At 64.5% G+C, this 19,188-nt stretch carries 19 protein-coding genes; 13 read left to right on the top strand and 6 right to left on the bottom strand.

Annotation, left to right across the window (positions count from 1 at the left end):
- Nucleotides 1–76: 76 nt before the first annotated feature.
- From GCT13_RS12845 to GCT13_RS12825, 5 genes are all read right to left on the bottom strand, one after another.
- Nucleotides 77–1,528, bottom strand: coding sequence for a heavy metal sensor histidine kinase (locus tag GCT13_RS12845; protein WP_152758444.1), 1,452 nt, complete (start codon nucleotides 1,526–1,528; stop codon nucleotides 77–79).
- Entirely contained in the window at nucleotides 1,528–2,205 is a 678-nt protein-coding gene (locus tag GCT13_RS12840; RefSeq protein WP_090864347.1) for a heavy metal response regulator transcription factor, read from the bottom strand. Before GCT13_RS12840 ends, GCT13_RS12845 begins: the two co-directional genes overlap by 1 nt.
- 168 nt (nucleotides 2,206–2,373) lie before the next feature.
- On the bottom strand, nucleotides 2,374–3,237 hold the full coding sequence (locus GCT13_RS12835; RefSeq protein WP_087732860.1) for an ABC transporter permease: 864 nt from the start codon (nucleotides 3,235–3,237) through the stop codon (nucleotides 2,374–2,376).
- 24 nt (nucleotides 3,238–3,261) lie between these two features.
- Nucleotides 3,262–4,059 (bottom strand): ABC transporter ATP-binding protein, encoded by a 798-nt coding sequence (locus GCT13_RS12830; RefSeq protein WP_087732859.1) that lies wholly within the window; start codon nucleotides 4,057–4,059, stop codon nucleotides 3,262–3,264.
- 48 nt (nucleotides 4,060–4,107) lie between these two features.
- A complete protein-coding gene (locus GCT13_RS12825) occupies nucleotides 4,108–5,124 on the bottom strand; it encodes an ABC transporter substrate-binding protein (protein ID WP_152758488.1) in 1,017 nt (338 codons plus the stop codon).
- 239 nt (nucleotides 5,125–5,363) lie between these two features.
- Between GCT13_RS12825 and GCT13_RS12820 the strand changes: the two genes are divergently transcribed.
- Both GCT13_RS12820 and GCT13_RS12815 read left to right on the top strand, forming a co-directional pair.
- The gene (locus tag GCT13_RS12820) at nucleotides 5,364–6,041 is read left to right on the top strand and encodes a response regulator (protein WP_152758442.1); all 678 of its coding nucleotides are present in this window, start codon (nucleotides 5,364–5,366) and stop codon (nucleotides 6,039–6,041) included.
- Between the two features lie 25 nt (nucleotides 6,042–6,066).
- Nucleotides 6,067–7,518, top strand: coding sequence for a sensor histidine kinase (locus tag GCT13_RS12815; protein WP_152758440.1), 1,452 nt, complete (start codon nucleotides 6,067–6,069; stop codon nucleotides 7,516–7,518).
- Between the two features lie 6 nt (nucleotides 7,519–7,524).
- Here the strand turns inward: GCT13_RS12815 and GCT13_RS12810 are convergent, their stop codons facing one another.
- Nucleotides 7,525–7,983, bottom strand: coding sequence for an Lrp/AsnC family transcriptional regulator (locus GCT13_RS12810; RefSeq protein ID WP_152758438.1), 459 nt, complete (start codon nucleotides 7,981–7,983; stop codon nucleotides 7,525–7,527).
- Nucleotides 7,984–8,258: 275 nt separating this feature from the next.
- Here GCT13_RS12810 and GCT13_RS12805 point away from each other — a divergent pair, with 275 nt between their 5' ends.
- From GCT13_RS12805 to GCT13_RS12755, 11 genes are all read left to right on the top strand, one after another.
- Nucleotides 8,259–9,332, top strand: a complete 1,074-nt coding sequence (locus GCT13_RS12805; protein ID WP_152758436.1) for a Leu/Phe/Val dehydrogenase — start codon at nucleotides 8,259–8,261, stop codon at nucleotides 9,330–9,332.
- Nucleotides 9,333–9,453: 121 nt separating this feature from the next.
- The gene (locus tag GCT13_RS12800) at nucleotides 9,454–10,158 is read left to right on the top strand and encodes a FadR/GntR family transcriptional regulator (RefSeq protein WP_152758434.1); all 705 of its coding nucleotides are present in this window, start codon (nucleotides 9,454–9,456) and stop codon (nucleotides 10,156–10,158) included.
- Nucleotides 10,159–10,200: 42 nt separating this feature from the next.
- Nucleotides 10,201–11,091 (top strand): L-threonate dehydrogenase, encoded by an 891-nt coding sequence (ltnD, locus tag GCT13_RS12795; RefSeq protein ID WP_152758432.1) that lies wholly within the window; start codon nucleotides 10,201–10,203, stop codon nucleotides 11,089–11,091.
- Between the two features lie 19 nt (nucleotides 11,092–11,110).
- Complete coding sequence (gene otnK, locus GCT13_RS12790; RefSeq protein WP_152758430.1) at nucleotides 11,111–12,427, top strand: 3-oxo-tetronate kinase; 1,317 nt, start codon at nucleotides 11,111–11,113, stop codon at nucleotides 12,425–12,427.
- Complete coding sequence (gene otnC / locus GCT13_RS12785; protein ID WP_152758428.1) at nucleotides 12,424–13,080, top strand: 3-oxo-tetronate 4-phosphate decarboxylase; 657 nt, start codon at nucleotides 12,424–12,426, stop codon at nucleotides 13,078–13,080. Before otnK ends, otnC begins: the two co-directional genes overlap by 4 nt.
- Before the next feature lie 82 nt (nucleotides 13,081–13,162).
- A complete protein-coding gene (gene otnI, locus GCT13_RS12780) occupies nucleotides 13,163–13,951 on the top strand; it encodes a 2-oxo-tetronate isomerase (RefSeq protein WP_152758426.1) in 789 nt (262 codons plus the stop codon).
- Between the two features lie 51 nt (nucleotides 13,952–14,002).
- Nucleotides 14,003–14,989: a D-erythronate dehydrogenase gene (gene denD, locus GCT13_RS12775; RefSeq protein WP_152758424.1), complete on the top strand. Its 987-nt coding sequence runs from the start codon at nucleotides 14,003–14,005 to the stop codon at nucleotides 14,987–14,989.
- A 402-nt stretch (nucleotides 14,990–15,391) separates the two neighbouring features.
- A complete protein-coding gene (locus tag GCT13_RS12770) occupies nucleotides 15,392–16,471 on the top strand; it encodes a sugar ABC transporter substrate-binding protein (protein WP_152758422.1) in 1,080 nt (359 codons plus the stop codon).
- The gene (locus GCT13_RS12765) at nucleotides 16,468–17,466 is read left to right on the top strand and encodes an ABC transporter permease (RefSeq protein ID WP_321574316.1); all 999 of its coding nucleotides are present in this window, start codon (nucleotides 16,468–16,470) and stop codon (nucleotides 17,464–17,466) included. Before GCT13_RS12770 ends, GCT13_RS12765 begins: the two co-directional genes overlap by 4 nt.
- On the top strand, nucleotides 17,466–18,239 hold the full coding sequence (locus GCT13_RS12760; RefSeq protein WP_152758420.1) for an ATP-binding cassette domain-containing protein: 774 nt from the start codon (nucleotides 17,466–17,468) through the stop codon (nucleotides 18,237–18,239). Before GCT13_RS12765 ends, GCT13_RS12760 begins: the two co-directional genes overlap by 1 nt.
- Before the next feature lie 149 nt (nucleotides 18,240–18,388).
- On the top strand, nucleotides 18,389–18,967 hold the full coding sequence (locus tag GCT13_RS12755; RefSeq protein ID WP_152758418.1) for an NnrU family protein: 579 nt from the start codon (nucleotides 18,389–18,391) through the stop codon (nucleotides 18,965–18,967).
- Nucleotides 18,968–19,188 lie beyond the last annotated feature (221 nt).

Genomic DNA, 19,188 nt, shown 5'->3' with positions numbered 1-19,188 from the left:
CGGGGGGAGTAGGGGCTGGGGCTTTGGCTTGCATGGTTTTCTGGACGTTAGCGAAAGGCCGGGCGAACCGACCTCATCACGGAAACACCAGCACGAACCGCGTCCCGCTCGCATCGCTGTCCGCGTGCACCGTACCGCCATGCAGCTCCATGATCGTGCGCACGATCGCGAGCCCGAGACCCGTTGATCCCGGCGATCCTTGCTGCGAGCGCGACGAAGGCGACGAACTGCGCGACGGATCGACGCGATAGAAGCGATCGAAGATTCGCTCGAGGTGTTCGGGCGCGATCGGCTCGCCTTCGTTCGACACCGTTACGCGTACGCGATCGTCTATCTGATGCGCGTCCAGCACGACCTCCTTGCCGCACGGCGTGTAGCGCAGCGCGTTGGCGAGCAGATTGCTGACCGCGCGTCGGAACAGTTCGAGATCGGCGGTGAGCATTGCCGAGCCCGTCACGCGTATGCGCACGTCGGCATCTTCGGCGACGCCCTCGAAGTACTCGCCGATATGCGTCAGCTCCTGCACGGCATCGAATACGCGCATGTGCTTGACGAACTGCGGATGCTCGGCGCGCGCGAGGAACAACACGTTCTCGATCATCCGCGACAGCCGCTCGCATTCCTCCAGGTTGGACGCAAGCAAAGCCTCATACTCATCGGCGGAACGCGGACGCGCGAGCGCGACTTCCGTTGCGCCGCGCATGTTGCTCAGTGGCGTACGCATGTCGTGTGCGAGATCGGCTGTAAAGCGCGACATCTGCTTGAAGCCATGGTCCATGCGTTCGAGCATCGCGTTGAGCGTCGTCACCAACGTTTCGAGTTCTCGCGGCACGCTGGCCACGGCGATACGCGTATTCAGGCGGTTGACGGTGACTTCGCTCGCGCTCGCCGCGATATCGCGCACGGGCCGCATTGCCGCGCGTATCAGCAGATAGCTCAGTACCGTCGTCAGAATCACGCCGATGATGCCGCAGATCTTCAGCGTATCGCGATAGTGATCGAGCAGCGCATAGCGGTCGCTCATGTTGCGCGCGATCAGGATGCTGACCATTTCGCCGTCGCGCAGCTTCGCATCGGTGGCGATGCCGCGTATTGGCGAGCCTGTCCCGTTCGTCCAGCCGGCGATTGATGCTTCCGTGATGCGCGCCGTTTCGGGCACGCGCGCAATGGAGCGCCCCGCGGACAGAATCGAGCTGTCGCCGACGGGCATCGCCGTGCCGAGCGTGCTCACCACGTTGTGTTCGATTGCGAGCTGCCCATCGGGATCGAACACTTCCATCGACATGCCCGGATTGCCCAGCACGATGCTCGTGATGCGGTCACCATGCTCGCGGATGCCCGCCGTCGTTTCGATCTCCGCCGCGAGGCGTCGAGCATGGCGCGCGGCGAGCACGATGCTCATGTCGTCCTGTGAGCTGACTTCGCGTTCCAGCGCGCGATAGAGAAAGTTGCCGACCAGCACGAACACCGCGAGCGTCGTCGCGCCGAAAGCGAGCGCGAGCGTGGCGGTGATCGAGCGGCCGCGCATCAGGCCGGTTCCTTGATTTCGAGTACATAGCCGACGCCGCGCACCGTGTGAATCAGCTTGACGGGGAAGTTGTCGTCGACCTTGCTGCGCAAACGGCGAATCGCGACTTCGACGACATTCGTGTCGCTGTCGAAATTCATGTCCCACACGTACGACGCAATCTGCGTGCGGCTCAACACTTCGCCGTGGCGGCGCGCGAGCAGTTGCAGCAGCGAGAACTCGCGCGGCGTGAGATCGATGCGCATTCCGCCGCGCTTGACGCGCCGCCGGTTCACATCCATTTCGAGGTCGCCGATTCTGATCAGCTCGCTCTCGCGCGGCGGGCCGCGTCGCGCGAGCGTGCGCACGCGCGCGAGCAGTTCGACGAATGCGAAGGGCTTGACGAGATAATCGTCGGCGCCGAGTTCGAGGCCGCGCACGCGGTCGTCGACATCGTCGCGCGCGGTCAGAAAAAGAACAGGCGTGGTACGCGTCGCGCGCAGCGTCTTCACGACGGTCCAGCCGTCCATCCACGGCAGCATCACGTCGAGAATGATGACGTCGTAGTCCTCCTCCTGCGCGAGGATCAGCCCGTGTGAACCGTCGTTCGCCACTTCGACCGAATAGCCGGATTCTTCCAGCCCCTTCTTCAGATACGCGGCCGTTTTGGGCTCGTCTTCGATCACGAGGATGCGCATCGCCATGCTCCGCTGCGGATTGATTTTTTAATCATACCGGCATGGGGATGAGGGCTGATTACATTTCGGTAATGTGCGAATGCGAGTGCGTTGGCAAGCCATGCGAATAGAAAAAGCGCCTCCAAAAGGAGGCGCTCAATTGCAACACAACCGCTGCGAGAAATTCAATCAACTGATATTCGGCCGCCACTTCAGCAAGCGCTGCTCGACGGCCGTCAAAAGATAATCGGCGGCCAATGCGACGACGGCCAGCACGATCATCGCCGCGAACACGCCGCTTGCATTGAACGCGCCTTGCGCCGTCGAGATCAGCAGTCCGATGCCCTGCTTCGAGCCAAGAAACTCGCCGACCACCGCACCGACCAGCGCAAAGCCGAAGCTCACGTGCAGGCTCGCGAGAATCCAGCTCAGCGCCGAGGGAATCACGACGGAGGTCGTCACCTGGCGCCGCGACGCGCCAAGAATCTGCGCGTTCGCAATCATGTAGCGGTCCGCTTCGCGCACGCCCTGGAACGCATTCGCGAACACGACGAAGAACACCATCACGACGGCGAGCGCCACCTTCGACGCCATCCCCAGACCCAGCGCAATCACGAACACCGAACCGAGCACCACGCGCGGAATCGAGTTGGCGATCTTGATGTAGAGGCTGAACACATCGGAGAGCAGCTTGTTGCGTCCCAGCACGATGCCGCAGAACACACCCGCCACCGAGCCGATGATGAAGCCGAGTCCCGTCTCTTCGAGCGTGACCCATACCTGCGTGAGCAGCGGCCCTTGCGACGTACCGTTCACGAACCAGTCGACGATCTGCTCGAAGATCGCCGACGGCATCGAGAAGAAGAACGGATCGATCCACTTCATGCGCGCCGACAGTTCCCAGCCGCCGAGCACGATCACGAGGACGGCGATGCGCAGCCCGATCACGAGCGCGTTGCGTTGACGGATGCGCTTTTGCGCGATGCGTTCGACCTGCGCGAGCGAACTGGCGTCGAGGCCGGCGGGCATCATTTGTTGAGGCGTAGTAGACATTGAGCGAGCTCCAGCCTGATTGAATTAACCGATCTGCACTTCTTCGCGCAGGTCGTGCCAGATGTCGCGCGAGATTTCGATAAAGCGCGGGTCATAGCGGACTTCCGACGTGATGCGCGGACGCGGCAAATCGATCTCGTAGACCTTCTTCAGCGTCGCGGGCCGCGCCGTCAGCACGAACACGCGGTCCGCGAGCGCGATCGCTTCTTCGAGATCGTGCGTGACGAACACGACGGAGCCCGCATTCGCCGACCACAACTGCAGCAGCTCGTCCTGCATCAGCGTGCGCGTCTGCATGTCGAGCGCGGAGAACGGCTCGTCCATCAGCAGGATTTCCGGCTTGTTGATGAACGTCTGCGCGAGCGCGACGCGCTTCCTCATGCCGCCCGACAACTGATGCGGATAGTGCTTGCCGAACTTGTCGAGCCCGACGCGGCGCAGCCATTCGTTTGCCTCGTCATAGGCGGCGGATTTCGAACGGCCGCGATAGAGCGGGCCGGCCGCCACGTTGTCGAGCACCGAGCGCCACGGAAACACGGCATCGGCCTGGAACACGAAGCCGATGCGCGGATCGATGCCGTCGACGGGCGCGCCCATCACGCGCACTTCGCCCGTCGTCGGCTTGAGCAGCCCCGTGATCATGCTGAGCGTCGTGGACTTGCCGCAGCCCGTCGGACCGACGACGGCGACGAACTCGCCCTTCGCCACCGACATGCTGAAGTCGCGCAATGCGACCGTCGCCTTGCCGTCGGGTGAAATGAACCGGCACGATACGTTGCGCAGCTCGATGGCCGGTGCGCCGTGTGGCCTGGATTGATTCATCGCGTGCTGCCTCTTTCCTTGCGGGTGATAGGTGGACGACGATACGGCTTACTTCGCGGCCGTCGCGACCGTCGCGACGTAGTCGTTCGAGTAGGTCTTCGCGAGATCGATATGCTTGCCCTTCACCGACGGATTGAACGCCGACAGCACCTTCAGCACCGTCTCGGGACCATCGGCGGGCATCTTGCCGTCCTTCGTGAACATCGGCAGCGAGGCCTTCAGCGCGGCCACGTACAGGTCCTTGTTGGCGCCGTAATAGTCCTTCGGCATCTTCGCAGCGATCTCGTCGGCGCTATGCGTCGCGATGAAGTTCAGCGTCTTCGCGAATGCGTGCGAGAGCTTCGTCGCCTCGGCCTTGTGCGCTTCGGCCCACGCGCGCTGCACATAGAAGCTCGAAGCCGGATACGTGCCGCCGAGCGCCGCGCGCGTGCCTTCGATCGTGCGCATGTCGACCAGCACCTTCGCGTCGCCCATCTTCAGCAGCTGCGAGACGGTCGGCTCGGTCGTCATGCCCGCCTGGATGCGGTCCTGCTTGATCGCCGCGATGAAGCTGTTGTCGGCGCCGACGGGCAGCAGCGTGTATTGCGTCGAAGGGACGCCGGCGCGCTGCGCGAGGTATTGCGTGAGGAAGCTCGTCGACGAACCGAGGCCCGTCACGCCGAGCGTCTTGCCCTTCACGTCCGCCATGCTCTTGATCTCGCCCGCTGCCTTCGTCGACACCATTTCGACTTCGCCCGGCACCTGGCCGAAGATCACGAGCGCCTGCACTTCCTTGCCCTTGCTCTGCAGGTCGATCGTGTGATCATAGAAGCCGACCACGCCTTGCACGGCGCCCGCGAGCAGTTCGTTTTCGGCATCGACGCCCGCTGGTTGCGAAAGAATCTCGACATCGAGCCCTTCGTCCTTGAAGTAGCCGAGCTGCTCCGTCAGCTTGGCGGGCAGATAGATGATCTTGGCGGCGCCGCCGACCATGATCGAGATCTTCTCGGCGTGGGCGCTGGCGGAAGCCGCGGCGAGGACGAAAGCGAGTCCGGACACGGCTGCGATCTGGCGGAAGGTACGCATCATCAGTCTCCTTGTTGGTGAGGCGCCAGCCGTTTTTGGCATTGCGGCATTGCGCCTTTTTGAATGAGTGGGGCGATTATAGAAAGCTCAAACCTTCTGTCAGCTTTCGGGAGCCGCGCCGAAATATGGGTGTTAACCCGATGCAAGCGCCGACATTCCGTCGACATACAATCGCGCGGCAGTGCCGCACACACGCGATGGCGAGCCCGGCGCTGCTTTTACATGCATTCCGTTGACCGATGAAACTGCTGTTGATCGAAGACAATCCGACGCTGTCCCACTGGCTCGCACGCATGCTCGAGCAGGAGGCGTTCGCGCTCGATGCCGTGCAGGACGGCGAAGCCGCCGATCAACTGTTGCGCACGAACCGTTACGACGTCGTGCTGCTGGACCTGAATCTGCCGAGGCTGTCGGGCAAGAACGTGCTGCGGCGTCTGCGTCAGCGCGGCGATGCGACGCCCGTGATGATCCTGACGGCAAGCGGCTCGATCGACGAAAAGGTCGAGCTGCTGGGTGCAGGCGCCGACGACTATCTGGTCAAGCCGTTCGAAGTGCGCGAGCTGGTCGCACGCGTGAAGGTGATGATTCGCCGGCAGACGGCTTCGACCGCGAACGAGGTAGCGTGCGGCGATCTCTTGTTCGACATCGACACGCGGCAGTTCGCGCTGAAGGGCGCGCCGCTCAACGTCACGCCGCGCGAGCGCAGCGTGCTCGAAACGCTGATTCTGCGCATGGGCAAGACGGTGTCGAAGGCCGCGCTGATGGACTCGATCTTCACGCACGATGATCAGCCCAGCGAAGACGCGCTCGAAATCTACGTATCGCGGCTGCGCAAGAAGCTCGATGGCAGTTCGGCTGCAATCGTCACGCTGCGCGGGCTCGGCTATCTGCTGCGCAAGAAGGACGACGTCGAATGAATCACGGTCCGGGGCGCAACGCGCGATGACCAGCAGCCTGCGCATCCGTCTGCTGTGGTGGCTGCTCGTGCCGCTTGCGATCTACGTGTTCGTGACGGGCAAGGCCGAATACGACAACGCGCGCCGCACCGCCGATCTCGTGCAGGACAACACGCTGCTGTCGTCGGCGCGAATGATCGCGGGCGAAGTCGAATGGGCGGACGGCATGCTGCGCGTCGATATCCCGCCAGCCGCGCTGGAAATCTTCGCGTCGCCGTATGGCGATCAGGTGTTCTACAACGTGAGCGTCGACGACGATCGGCTGCTCGCCGGCGTGCCGGATTTTCCGCTCGGCGCATCAGCGCCTTCATCCGCTTCCGCCACGCACGATACGCACGATACGCACGATACGCCCAGCTACTACGACGCCGAGCTGCACGGCGCGTCGATACGCGCGATCGGCTACGTGCGGCGCATGTACGACAACGGCGCGACGCGGCGCGTGCTGGTGTCGGTCGGCAAGACGCAGGCTTCGCGCGATGCGATGGTGCGCGATCTGTGGCGGCCGCAACTGGTGCGCCAGATCGAGATGATGCTGCTCGCCGTGGCGCTGGCGTGCATCGGCCTGACGTTCGAGCTGCGCCCGCTGCTGAAGGTGAAGGACGAGGTGATGGATCGCGATCCGATGCAGCTCGAACCGTTGCGCGTCGATCGCCTGCACACGGAGCTGCGGCCCATCGTCGATGCGATCAATCAGTGCATCGCGCGGCTCGGCTTGCAGGTGGCCGCGCAGCGGCGCTTCATCGCGGATGCCGCGCATCAGTTGCGCACGCCGCTCACGCTGCTCGACACGCAGTTGCAGTACGCGCGGCAGCATCGCGAACTGGAGCCGTCGCTGGGCGAAGCGCTGGCCGCGATGCAGCGAAGCAACCGCTCGATGGTCGGCCTCACGAACAAGCTGCTGTTGCTCGCGCAAGCGGAAGCCGCCGACTACACGCGGCTCGCGAACGAGCCCGTCGATCTCGCTGCAATCGCCAAAGACGTCGTCGAAGATCTCGCGCTCTTCGCGCAGAATCGAAGCATCGATCTCGGCGCGGAACTCGACGCGTCCGCGTGGATGATCGGACACGAGGGCCTGCTTTCCGCGCTGGTGTCGAATCTCGCCGAAAACGCGATTCGCTATACGCAGCCCGGCGGACATGTGACGGTCGCCGTGCATGGCGACGCGGCGCGCATCACGCTGACGGTCTCCGACAACGGCCCAGGCATTCCCGCCGAAGCGCGCAGCCGCGTGTTCGAGCCGTTCTACCGCGCATCCGCCGATACGGAAGGCACGGGTCTCGGCCTCGCCATCGTGCGCGAGATCGTGCAGGCGCATCGCGGCGAGATCGCGCTCGAAACAGGGGAGAAGACGGGGGAGAAGGCGGCGGGTATCAGCGACGCGCGCGGCCTGACGGCGCGGGTCACGTTTGCCGCGGCATCGGCGAAGGCGGCATGACGCCGATTACGGCTCGACCGATACCGAGCGCTTCAGGCATCGCAACGCGAAGATCGAGCGGCTGTCCTGAAACCCCGGCAGCCGATACAGCTTGCGTCGCAGGAACGACTCGTAGCCTTCCGTGCCCGCGACCGCGACCTTGATCAGATAGTCGTATTCCCCCGACACCAGAAACGCCTCGACCACTTCGGACAGATCGGCGAGCGCTTCGCCGAAACGCTCCAGCGTGCGCTCGTCGTGCTTCGCGAGCTTCACTTCGATGATCACCGTGTCGGGCAGGCCGAGCGCCTTCTGGTTCAGCAGCGCCGCATAGCCTTCGATCACGCCCGCTTCCTCGAGCGCGCGCACGCGGTTCCAGCACGGTGTCGCCGACAGGCCGACGCGCTCGGCGAGCTTCGCGTTGGAAAGACGCCCGTCGTTGCGCAGTTCGCGCAGTATCCGCTGATCGGTGGAGTCGAGTTTCATGTGTGCGGCAGAGGCTCGCTGATGAATCGGAAGACGAATCGCCTTCACGGTCGGATTTACGTAGGCGATTATTCTGCCACGGACCACCGAATTCCAGATAAACAGAACAATTCTCCGAATTTGGCCGCCTACACTTTTTCGATCGGGGGATCGGCGCACCCGCCGCCCTCGCGTTTCGCACGCATGCGTTCGCAACCCGGACGACATGCGGCCCGCCGCCGCGAAGCCATCGCTTCGCGCCGACTCAACCGCCTGCCCACAAGGAAGGAATACAGATGGACCGACTGACGACGAATTTCGCCGGAACGCTTTTCGGGCTTCACGGCGAACCCGCCCACGAACGCATTGTCGTGGCCAGCGACGCGCAATCCGGCCTGCAGGCCGTGATCGCCGTCTACAGCACGGCGCGCGGCCCCGCGTTCGGCGGCTGCCGCTACTGGCAGTACGCGTCGGAGTACGAGGCGTATCACGACGCGCTGCGTCTGTCGCAAGGCATGGCGTTCAAGAACGCGTTGGCTGGCCTGCCGTTCGGCGGAGGCAAGGCCGTGATCCTGAAGCGTCCCGAGCAGATGGATCGCACCGCGATGTTCAAGGCGTTTGGCCGGCTCGTGCAATCGCTCGGCGGCGTCTATCTGACGGCCGAAGACGTGGGCACCACGGCCGACGACATGCGCGCCGTGCAAAGCGAAACGCCGTATGTGAGCGGCATTCCGCGCGACAACGACGTGTACGGCGGCAACCCGTCGCCCCGCACCGCGTATGGCGTGTTCGTGGGCCTCAAGGCGGCCGTGCAGGTCGCGCTCGGGCGCGACACGCTCGACGGCGTGTCGGTTGCGGTGCAGGGGCTCGGCTCCGTCGGCTGGGATCTGTGCGAGCGGCTGCATGGCGCGGGCGCGGAGCTGATCGTCGCGGATATCGATGCGGGCAAGACCGAGCGCGCGAAGCAATTGTTCGGCGCTCAGATCGCGGACACGGCGCGCATCGCGGGCGTCAACGCGGACGTGTTCGCGCCATGCGCGCTCGGCGGCTCGATCACGGAAGCCGTCGCCGCGCAGTGCCAGTTCAAGGTGATCGCGGGTGGCGCGAACAATCAGCTGATGTCGCTCGCCGAGGGCGACACGCTGCACAAACGCGGCATCTTTTACGCGCCCGATTTCCTCGTGAACGCGGGCGGCATCATCAGCTGCGTGCGCGAGTATCTGGGCTCGGCCGACGAAGAGGCCGTGCTCGCGGAAGTTGCACAGATCGGTTCGCGCGTGTTCGAGCTTGCGGAACGCGTGAAGGCGACGGGCATCGCGCCGGCGCGCGCGGCCGTGGCCTGGGCGCGGGAGCAGATGAAAGCGGTCTGATTTCGATGTACCGCGCCGCGGGGCGATGCCTCGCGGCGCGTTGGGCTAAGGGTTCACCCCGATGGTCCTTCGTTTTCGCAAATTTGTATGATGACCTTATGACATCGCGAATTTGCGGAACATGTTCGAGAAGATCCCCAACAAGGCGCTAAGCGACACGGTCGCACAGCAGTTGCTCGCGCAAATCGACAAGGGCGCCTTCGCGCGCGGCGGCAAGCTGCCGACGGAAGCCGTGCTCGCGCAGGAGTTCGGCGTGAGCCGCACGGTGATCCGCGAAGCCATCTCGCGCCTGAAGAACGAAGGCGTGGTCGAGCCGCGCCAGGGCAGCGGCGTCTACGTGTCCGTGCATGGCGCGATCCGGCCGCTGCGGATCGACTACGCCGAGGCGATGGAAGGCGGCTCAGTCCTGCAGATTCTCGCGGTGCGGCGCGCGATCGAAGCCGAGGTGGCGTCCGAGGCCGCAATGCGCCGCACGGATGCCGACATGACGGCCATCGACGCCGCGCTCGGCAAGATCGACGAAGCCGTCGCCGAAGGCCGCGACGGCGTGGCCGAAGACGTCGCGTTTCATCGCGCGATCGCGGCCGTCACGGGCAATCCGTACTTCATGAAGACCCTCGCGTTCCTCAACCAGTACCTCGAAGCGGGCACCCTCGTCACGCGCCGCAACGAGGCGCTGCGCGAGGACTTCTCGCGTCAGGTGCGCGACGAGCACGCGGCGATCGTCGCGGCGATTCGTGCGGGCGACCCGATGGCCGCGCGCAACGCCGCGCAGACGCACATGTACAACGCGGCGCGCCGACTCGCCGAAGCGGGTATCTGCTGATCCGAGAGCCGCCATCTGAAGCATCGTTCGTAGAGGAAAGTTATGGCCAGAAAAGTCGGAGTGATCGGTCTTGGCGCGATGGGCATGGGCGTCGCCCGCTCGCTGCTGCGCGGCGGGTTCGATGTCCATGCATGCGACGTGCGTCGCGAAGTGCTCGAACAGTTCGTCGCGGAGGGCGGCACGCGCTGCGCAAGCCCCGCCGAGCTCGGCGCGCAATGCGACGTCGTCGTCACGCTCGTCGTCAACGCGGCGCAAACGGATGCTGTGCTGTTCGGTGAACACGGCGCCGTGAAGTCGATGAAGGCCGGCAGCGTCGTGATCGCATGCGCGACCGTCGCGCCCGACTTCGCGATCGACCTGGGACGCCGCGTCGAAGCGGCCGGCCTACTGATGCTCGATGCGCCCGTTTCCGGCGGCGCGGCGCGCGCGGTATCCGGCGAAATGACGATGATGACCTCGGGCTCCGCAGCCGCCTATGCCGCCTGCGAAGACGTGCTCGCCGCGATGGCGGGCAAGGTGTATCGGCTGGGCGAGCGGCACGGCGCGGGCTCGAAGGTGAAGATCATCAACCAGCTGCTCGCGGGCGTGCACATCGCGGCCGCTGCCGAGGCGATGGCGCTCGGCCTGCGCGAGGGCGTGGACCCCGCTGCGCTCTACGACGTGATCACGCACAGCGCGGGCAATTCGTGGATGTTCGAGAACCGCGTGCCGCACATCCTCGACGGCGACTACACGCCGCTGTCGGCCGTCGATATCTTCGTGAAGGATCTCGGCCTCGTGCTCGATACCGCGCGGCGTTCGAAGTTTCCGCTGCCGTTGTCGGCGGCGGCGCATCAGATGTTCATGATGGCGTCGACGGCGGGCCACGGCGGCGAAGACGATTCCGCCGTGATCAAGATTTTCCCGGGCATCGATGTGCCGGCGAAGCGCTGAGCAAGGGGAGCCGAACGACATGACGACCCCTGCCAACAAGCCGCTGCTCGGCTGCATCGCCGACGACTTCACGGGCGCGACCGATCTCGCGAACATGCTGGTGCGCGGCGGCATGCGCACTGTTCAGACCATCGGCGTGCCTGCCGCCGACACGCGCATCGAAGCCGACGCGCTGGTGGTCGCGCTGAAATCGCGCACGATACCCGCCGCCGATGCCGTCGCGCAATCGCTGGCCGCGTTCGAGTGGCTGCGTGCGCAAGGCTGCCGCCAGTTCTTCTTCAAGTACTGCTCGACGTTCGATTCGACCGATGCGGGCAACATCGGACCCGTTGCCGATGCGTTGCTCGATGCGCTGCATGCTTCGCGCGCCGATACGCCGTTCACGATCGCGTGCCCGGCGTTTCCGGAGAACGGCCGCACGGTGTATCGCGGGCATCTGTTCGTCGGCGACGTGCTGCTGAACGAGTCGGGCATGGAGCATCATCCGCTCACGCCGATGACGGACGCGAACCTCGTGCGCGTGCTGCAGCGGCAGACGCAATCGAAGGTCGGGCTCGTGCGCCATGACGCCGTTGCGCAAGGCGCCGATGCCGTCCGCACTTCGATCGATGCGTTGAAGCGCGACGGCGTGCGCATGGCCATCGCCGATGCCATTTCGGATGCCGATCTCTACACGCTCGGCGAAGCGTGCGCGGACCTGCTGCTGATCACGGGCGGCTCGGGCGTCGCGCTTGGTTTGCCCGCGAATTTCCGCCGCGCGGGCTTGCTCAATGACGTCGCCGATGCGGGCGAGTTGCCGAGCGTCGAAGGCGCGTCGGCGGTGCTGGCGGGCAGCGCATCGAAGGCGACGAACGCGCAGGTGGCCGCGTGGCGCGAGACGCGCCCCGCATTCCGCATCGATCCGCTCGCGGCGGCGCGCGGCGAGCCTGTCGTCGAACAGGCGCTGGACTTCGCGCGCGAGCATATGACCGCTGCGAAGCCGCAGCCCGTGCTGATCTACGCGACGGCAACGCCCGAAGAAGTGAAGGCCACGCAGCGCGAACTCGGTGTGGCGGAAGCGGGGCATCTCGTCGAACGTACGCTGGCTTCGATCGCGCGCGGCCTGCATGATATCGGCGTGCGCAAGTTCGTCGTCGCGGGCGGCGAGACCTCGGGGGCCGTCGTGCAGGCGCTCGGCGTCGAGATGCTGCGCATCGGCAGGCAGATCGATCCGGGCGTGCCGGCGACGGCGAGCATCGGCGCGGCGCCGCTCGCGCTTGCGCTCAAGTCCGGCAACTTCGGCGCCGTCGATTTCTTCGCGAAGGCGCTGCGTCAACTCAATGGAGGCGCGCGATGACGCCTGCCGTTCATATCGGCGACGAAGCGAAAATCCGCGAAGAGATCTGCGTGACGGGCGCGAGCCTGTACGCGCGGGGTTACACGGTCGGCAGCGCGGGCAATATCAGCGCGCGCCTCGACGATGGCTGGCTGATCACGCCGACGGACGCCTGTCTCGGACGGCTCGATCCCGCGCAGATCGCGAAGGTCGATCTTGCGGGCAACGCGGTATCGGGCGGCAAGCCGTCGAAGACGCTCGCGCTGCATCGCGGCGTCTACGAGCGCAATTGCGACGCGCGCGGCATCGTCCACACGCATTCGACGCATCTCGTCGCGCTGACGCTCGCGGGCGTATGGAGCGACGCCGACGTGCTGCCGCCGATCACGCCGTACTATGTGATGAAGGTCGGCCACATTCCGTTGATTCGATACAAACGGCCCGGCGATCCGCAGGTCGCGCAGCAGATCGCGGCGCTTGCAGACAGCGTGCGCGGCGTGCTGCTCGAGCGGCTCGGGCCTGTCGTGTGGGAGCGCTCGGTATCGCAGGCTTCGTACGCGCTCGAAGAGCTGGAAGAGACGGCGCGTCTGTGGCTGATGACGAACCCGCGCCCCGCGCCGCTCGACGACGCCGCGCTGAGAGAATTGCGCGACGTATTCGGCGCGCGCTGGTAACGCGGCGCGCGCATTGCGTGAAGGCCGGATGTATCGCGTATCCGGCTAACGTTCGATAGAGATAGCTACAGGAGTTGCTTCGATGCCTCGCTTCGCCGCCAATCTGACGATGATGTACAACGAACACGCGTTCCTCGATCGTTTCGCCGCTGCCGCGCGCGACGGCTTCGAGGCCGTCGAGTTTCTGTTCCCTTATGAATACGCCGCCGCCGATCTGAAAGCGCGTCTCGACGAGCACGGCCTCACGCAGGCGCTCTTCAACGCGCCGCCCGGCGACTGGGCGGCGGGCGAGCGCGGCATCGCGTCGTTGCCGGGCCGCGAAGACGAGTTCCGCCGCGGCGTCGATACCGCGCTGGAGTATGCGCGCGTGCTCGGCAACGACAAGCTGCACGTGATGGCCGGTCTGATCAGGCCGGAACAGTCGCGCGCCGCGCATCGCGACGTGTACCTGAAGAATCTCGCGTATGCCGCGAAGACCGCGCAGTCGGACGGCATCACCGTCGTCATCGAGCCGATCAACACGCGCGACATTCCCGGCTTCTTTCTGAATCGCCAGGACGACGCGCAGGCGATCTGCGCGGAAATCGGCGCGGCAAACCTGAACGTGCAATTCGATCTTTACCACTGCCAGATCGTCGAAGGCGACCTCGCTGTAAAGCTCAAACGCGACATGGCGGGCATCGGCCACATCCAGATTGCGGGCGTGCCCGAGCGACACGAACCGGATATCGGCGAAGTGAACTATCCGTATCTGTTCTCGCTGATCGACGAACTCGGCTACGACGGCTGGATCGGCTGCGAGTACCGGCCGCGCGCGGGTACGTCGGCGGGCCTCGGATGGATCAGGCCGTATATGAAGGCACGCGGCTAGGCCGATCCGCAAGCGCGTACGACAGACCCACATATTGAGGAACGACGGCACATGAAAGTACTGATCACAGGCGGCGCGGGTTTTCTCGGGCAGCGACTCGCGCGCGAACTGCTCGCGCGCGGCGAGCTGAAGGGCGCGGACGGACGGCGCCAGCCGATCACCGAACTGGTGTTGCTCGACGTCGTGGCCGCGCCGGGCCCGGACGACACGCGCGTGCGGATCGAAACCGGCGATATTGCCGAGCGCAGCGTGCTCGAACGGCTGATCGACGAGAAGACTTTGGCGATATTCCATCTCGCCGCCATCGTCAGCGGCCAGGCCGAAAGCGATTTCGATCTGGGCATGCGCATCAATCTGGATGCGTCGCGGCTGCTGCTCGACGTGTGCCGGATGCGCGGGCACAAGCCGCGTGTCGTGTTCACGAGTTCGGTTGCCGTCTATGGCGGCGACCTGCCCGAGGTCGTGCTCGACGATACCGCGCTGAACCCGCAGTCGTCGTATGGCGCGCAGAAGGCGGGCGCCGAGCTGCTGCTGAACGACTATTCGCGGCGCGGCTTCGTCGATGGCCGCGTGCTGCGCCTGCCGACCATCAGCGTGCGGCCGGGCAAGCCGAATGCGGCGGCGTCATCGTTTGCGAGCGGCATCATCCGCGAGCCGCTGACGGGCGAAAAGGCCGTGTGCCCCGTGAACGGTGCGACGCGTCTGTGGCTGCTGTCGCCGCGCAAGGCGATCGAATGCCTCGTGGCCGGATGCGAGATCGATGGGGCCGCGTTCGGCAACCGGCGCGCGGTGAATCTGCCGGGCGTGTCGGTGAGCGTCGACGAGATCATCGCGGCGCTGCGCGAAGTGGCAGGCGATGCCGTCGCGGCCCGGATCGAATGGAAGGCGGATGAGCACGTCGAGAAGATCGTCGGCAGCTGGCCCGCGCAGTGGGACACGTCGCGCGCGCAGCAGCTCGGCTTTACCGGCGATGCGTCGTTCAAGGATATCGTCCGCGCGTTTATCGACGACGAACTCGGCGGAAAGATTCGGGCGTGATCCGCGCGGGTCGCAAGTCATACTAAAAGCCTACAACGCGAGGCCGCGCGTATCGGCGAGACGACTTCACTGCATAACTCGACTGCATTGGCTCCCGGCCCACTATCTGGCACGACACACTTTGAAAAGACCGCTAGGCGGTCTTTTCGTCGTTGTGAAGCGGCACCTTAAATGGCCTTCGGAGCGCCACTCTATAGGGCGCCTTTAAATAGTCCGACTACTTTAGGGTATACGTTGATTAATCGGCAAAAGTACGTGATATAGGATTTTTGGCAGGGTCGTCAGGGGCACACGCATGCACACGGGGTTCGTGAAGTGTGGTGTCTTCCGGCACCGGCGCTTCCCTCGCCTGCGCCGTCATGCACAGCAAGTTATTCAATAACTCAAAGACTGGAGGATGACATGGCCGGTAAGCAGGAACCCAAGGACGAAGTCCAGAGCATGCGTCGTGGAATGTTGCAAGGCGCCGGTCTCGGCGCGGCGTTGGCATTGCTCGGCGGTGCGATCACGCCGGCACAGGCTGCCGACGCGGGGCCGTTTCCGGCCCACAAGCGCTGGAAGATCGTATTCGTCAATCACGTGACGACGAACCCATTCTTTGTCCCGACACAGTACGGCATTCAGGACTCCACCGCTTTGCTCGGCATGGACTACCAGTGGACGGGCTCGGCCAACGCCGACATCGCCGAGATGGTGAATGCCGTCAACGCGGCGATCGCCGGGAAGGCCGACGCGATTGCCGTGCCGATCGTCGATCCGAAGGCTTTCGACAAGCCCATTCAGGCGGCGCTCGACGCGGGCATTCCCGTGTTCGCGTATAACGCCGACGCGCCCCAGGGTTCGTCGAATCCGCGTCTGTCGTACATCGGCCAGGACCTGTATCTGTCCGGCTATCAGATGGGCGAACGCATCGCGAGCCTGATCGACAGCGGTCTGGTCGGGCTCTTCATCGCGACGCCCGGCCAGTTGAACATTCAGCCGCGCCTGGACGGGGCAGTGGCCGCGATCAAGAAGTCGGGCAAGAAGATCGACGTGCAAACTATCGCGACGGGCGCGACCGTCAACGAAGAGCTTTCGAAGATCAAGTCGTTCTATCTGGGCCACCAGGACCTGAAAGGCATGTTCGCAGTCGATGCGGGCAGCACGCAGGGCGTCGCCGAAGTGATGAAAGAGAACAACCTGCCGGCGAAGGGCGTGCACGGCGGCGGCTTCGACCTGCTGCCGCGCACCGTGCAGCTGATCCACGATGGTTTCCTCGACTTCACGATCGATCAGCAGCCTTACGTGCAAGGCTTCTATACCGTGGTCGAGGCGTTCGTGTACCTCGCATCGGGCGGGCTCGTCGGTCCGGCCAACGTCAACACCGGTTTGAAGTTCGTGACGAAGGCCTCCGTCGATCCTTACCTCAACACGTCGACACGCTACGAAGGCAAGAGCACGAAGCCGCAAATCGTTCCGCACACGGGAGCGATCAAAGGGTGACGTCTCCTGTAGCGGACATCAAGAAAGCGCAACGGCCGCGACGCTCGTCGCGGTCGTTCCTGCGTTCGAGCGAGCTTCGCATCCTCGCGGTCGCCGTCATTCTGTGCGCGTACTTCGAGACGGCCAATCACGACTTTCTGCTGACGTCGGCGAGCTTGCAGAACCTGTCGCAATTCATTGCTCCCGTCGCCATCATCGCGTTCGGCGAAATCATGTTGATGATCGGCGGAGAGATCGATCTTTCCGCCGGCATGGTGTTCGCGTTCGCGCCTTTCATCATGCATTTCACGCACGAGGCGGGCTTGCCGGCATGGCTCTCGGTGATCGCGGGGCTGGTCGCGGCGGGCTTCGTCGGGTTCGTCAACGGCGCGGTCACGGTCTATCTGCGGATTCCGTCGTTCGTCACGACGCTCGGCACGCTCTTCTTCGTCAACGGCTTCACGCTGACGATATCGAGAGGCACGCCCGTTTCGCCGCCCGAGGACGGTCTCTTTGCCGAGTTCATGGGCGCGTGGGGCTACAGCGAGATCATCTGGGCGATCGCGCTCGCGGTGATCATGCACGTGTTGCTGCGTCACACGCGCTGGGGCCTGCATACGATCGCGTCCGGGGCGAATCTGCTCGGGGCGAGCGAGGCGGGTATTCATGTCAGGCGCCTGAAGCTCGGCAACTTCGTGCTTGCCGCGGTGCTCGCGGGATTGACGGGCACGCTCGAATGCTTCCGCATTTCGTCGATCGATCCGCAAGCGGGCGGCAACCAGATCATGTTCCTTGCCGTCGCCGCTGCCGTGATCGGCGGCACGCCGCTCGCAGGCGGGTCGGGTACGATCATCGGCGGGCTGATCGGGGCGGCCGTGCTCGGCATTCTGAGCGACGGCTTCACGCTGATCGGCATCAACGCGTTCACGTTCAACATGATTCTCGGCGCGGCGATCCTCGCGGCGATGATCTTCAACATCCACGTCGTACGTCTCGCGCGCAAAGGAGAGCTGTGATGTCTTCGTCGCCGGAAGAAGCGCTGCGCGGAGAAGACATCGTCAAGCGCTTCGGCGCCGTGACTGCGCTCGATGGCGTGTCGTTGACGCTCAGGCAAGGGGAAATCCTTGGCATTCTGGGCGACAACGGCGCGGGCAAATCGACGCTCATCAAGATCCTCACCGGCTTTCATCAGCAGACGAGCGGCAAGCTGTTTCTCGGCGGCCAGGAGACGATGCTGCGTTCCGTCGATCACGCGCGTTCGCTCGGCATTGAATGCGTGTATCAGGATCTCGCGCTCGCGAACTCGCTGAGCATCTATCACAACATGTTTCTGAACCGGGAGATTCTCCGGCCCGGGCCATTTCGCTTGTTGAATCACCGCGCGATGCGTGAGCGCGCTGCGGAATGTCTCGAAGAAATCGGCGTGCATGTGCCGTCGGTGGACCTCGCTGTCGAGCAGCTTTCGGGCGGACAACGGCAGGCCATCGCGGTGGCGCGCGCGGTCAATTCGAACGCGAAGATCCTGCTGCTCGACGAACCGCTCGCGGCGATGGGCGCGCGCGAAGCGGGGCTCATCATCGATCTGATCTTGCGGTTGAAGGCGAAGGGCGGCCTGTCGATCATCATGATTATGCACAACTACGCGCAGACGCTCGACATCGCCGATCGCGTGATGCTGATGCAACGCGGCCGCGTGACGTATCAGCGCGAGACGGTTAGCACGTCGGTTGCCGAGCTGATGGACATCGTCAGGCGGGAGTATCGGGCGATGCGCACGCAAGGGGCGTGAGCGGCCCGCTCGGTTTGCCGCTGGTCGCCGACGCACATCCGTTGCATGCGCACGAGCACCCCGCTTTCAATCGGCGCCCGTATTGGCACGGCCGACATCATGGGGGACAATCGCGGCAACCTGTCGACATCCGACGCGAGGAGCCCGCCATGTTCGCATTGATATTGGGGTTGCTGTTGTTCCTGGGTGCGCATTCCGTCCGCATCTTCGCGGACGACTGGCGCAAGGCGCGGATCGCGCAAATGGGCGAGAAGCCGTGGAAAGGCGCGTATTCCATCGTGTCCATCATCGGACTCGTGCTGATCGTCTGGGGATATGGGCTCGCGCGGCGCGAGCCCGTCATGCTCTGGTCGGCGCCCGCGTGGGCGCCGCATCTCGCAGGCATCCTCACGCTCGTCGCGTTCATCCTCTTTCCGGCCGCGTACGTGCCGGGCAATCACTTCAAGGCGCTGGTCAAGCATCCGATGACGATCAGCGTCGCGCTGTGGGCCTTCGCACATCTGCTGGCGAACGGGACGCTGAACGCGGTCATCCTGTTCGGCGCGTTTCTCGTCTGGGCGCTCGCCGATGTCGCCGCCGCGCGAAGGCGGGATCGCGTCGAAGGCATCGTCTATCCGAACGGGAGCTTCTCGCGCGATGTGATTCCCGTCGTGGTCGGCGTCGTCGCGTGGGTCGTGTTCGCGTTCTTCCTTCACGGGTGGTTGATCGGCGTGAAGCCGATGGGGTGAGCGTCGCGTCGCGCTAGCCGCGATCGCCCCTCATTTAACTAATGTCAGGAATCTTTTCCTGGCTCAGAGCGTGCTGTCGTTACTGACTGTCATCGCGTGTTCAGGTGCGAGGAGATGAGAGGCACGCTGGTTCGCGGAACTTGTGGGCCGAGAGCGGTGAGGTTCAGTAACAGCCCTCCACCACCGTGGGAGACATGGCACACCCCTGGGCATCGTCCAAC

The organism is Paraburkholderia franconis (genome assembly GCF_009362735.1).
Taxonomy (GTDB): Bacteria; Pseudomonadota; Gammaproteobacteria; order Burkholderiales; family Burkholderiaceae; genus Paraburkholderia; species Paraburkholderia franconis.
This window is presented reverse-complemented; position numbering and strand designations above follow the sequence as displayed.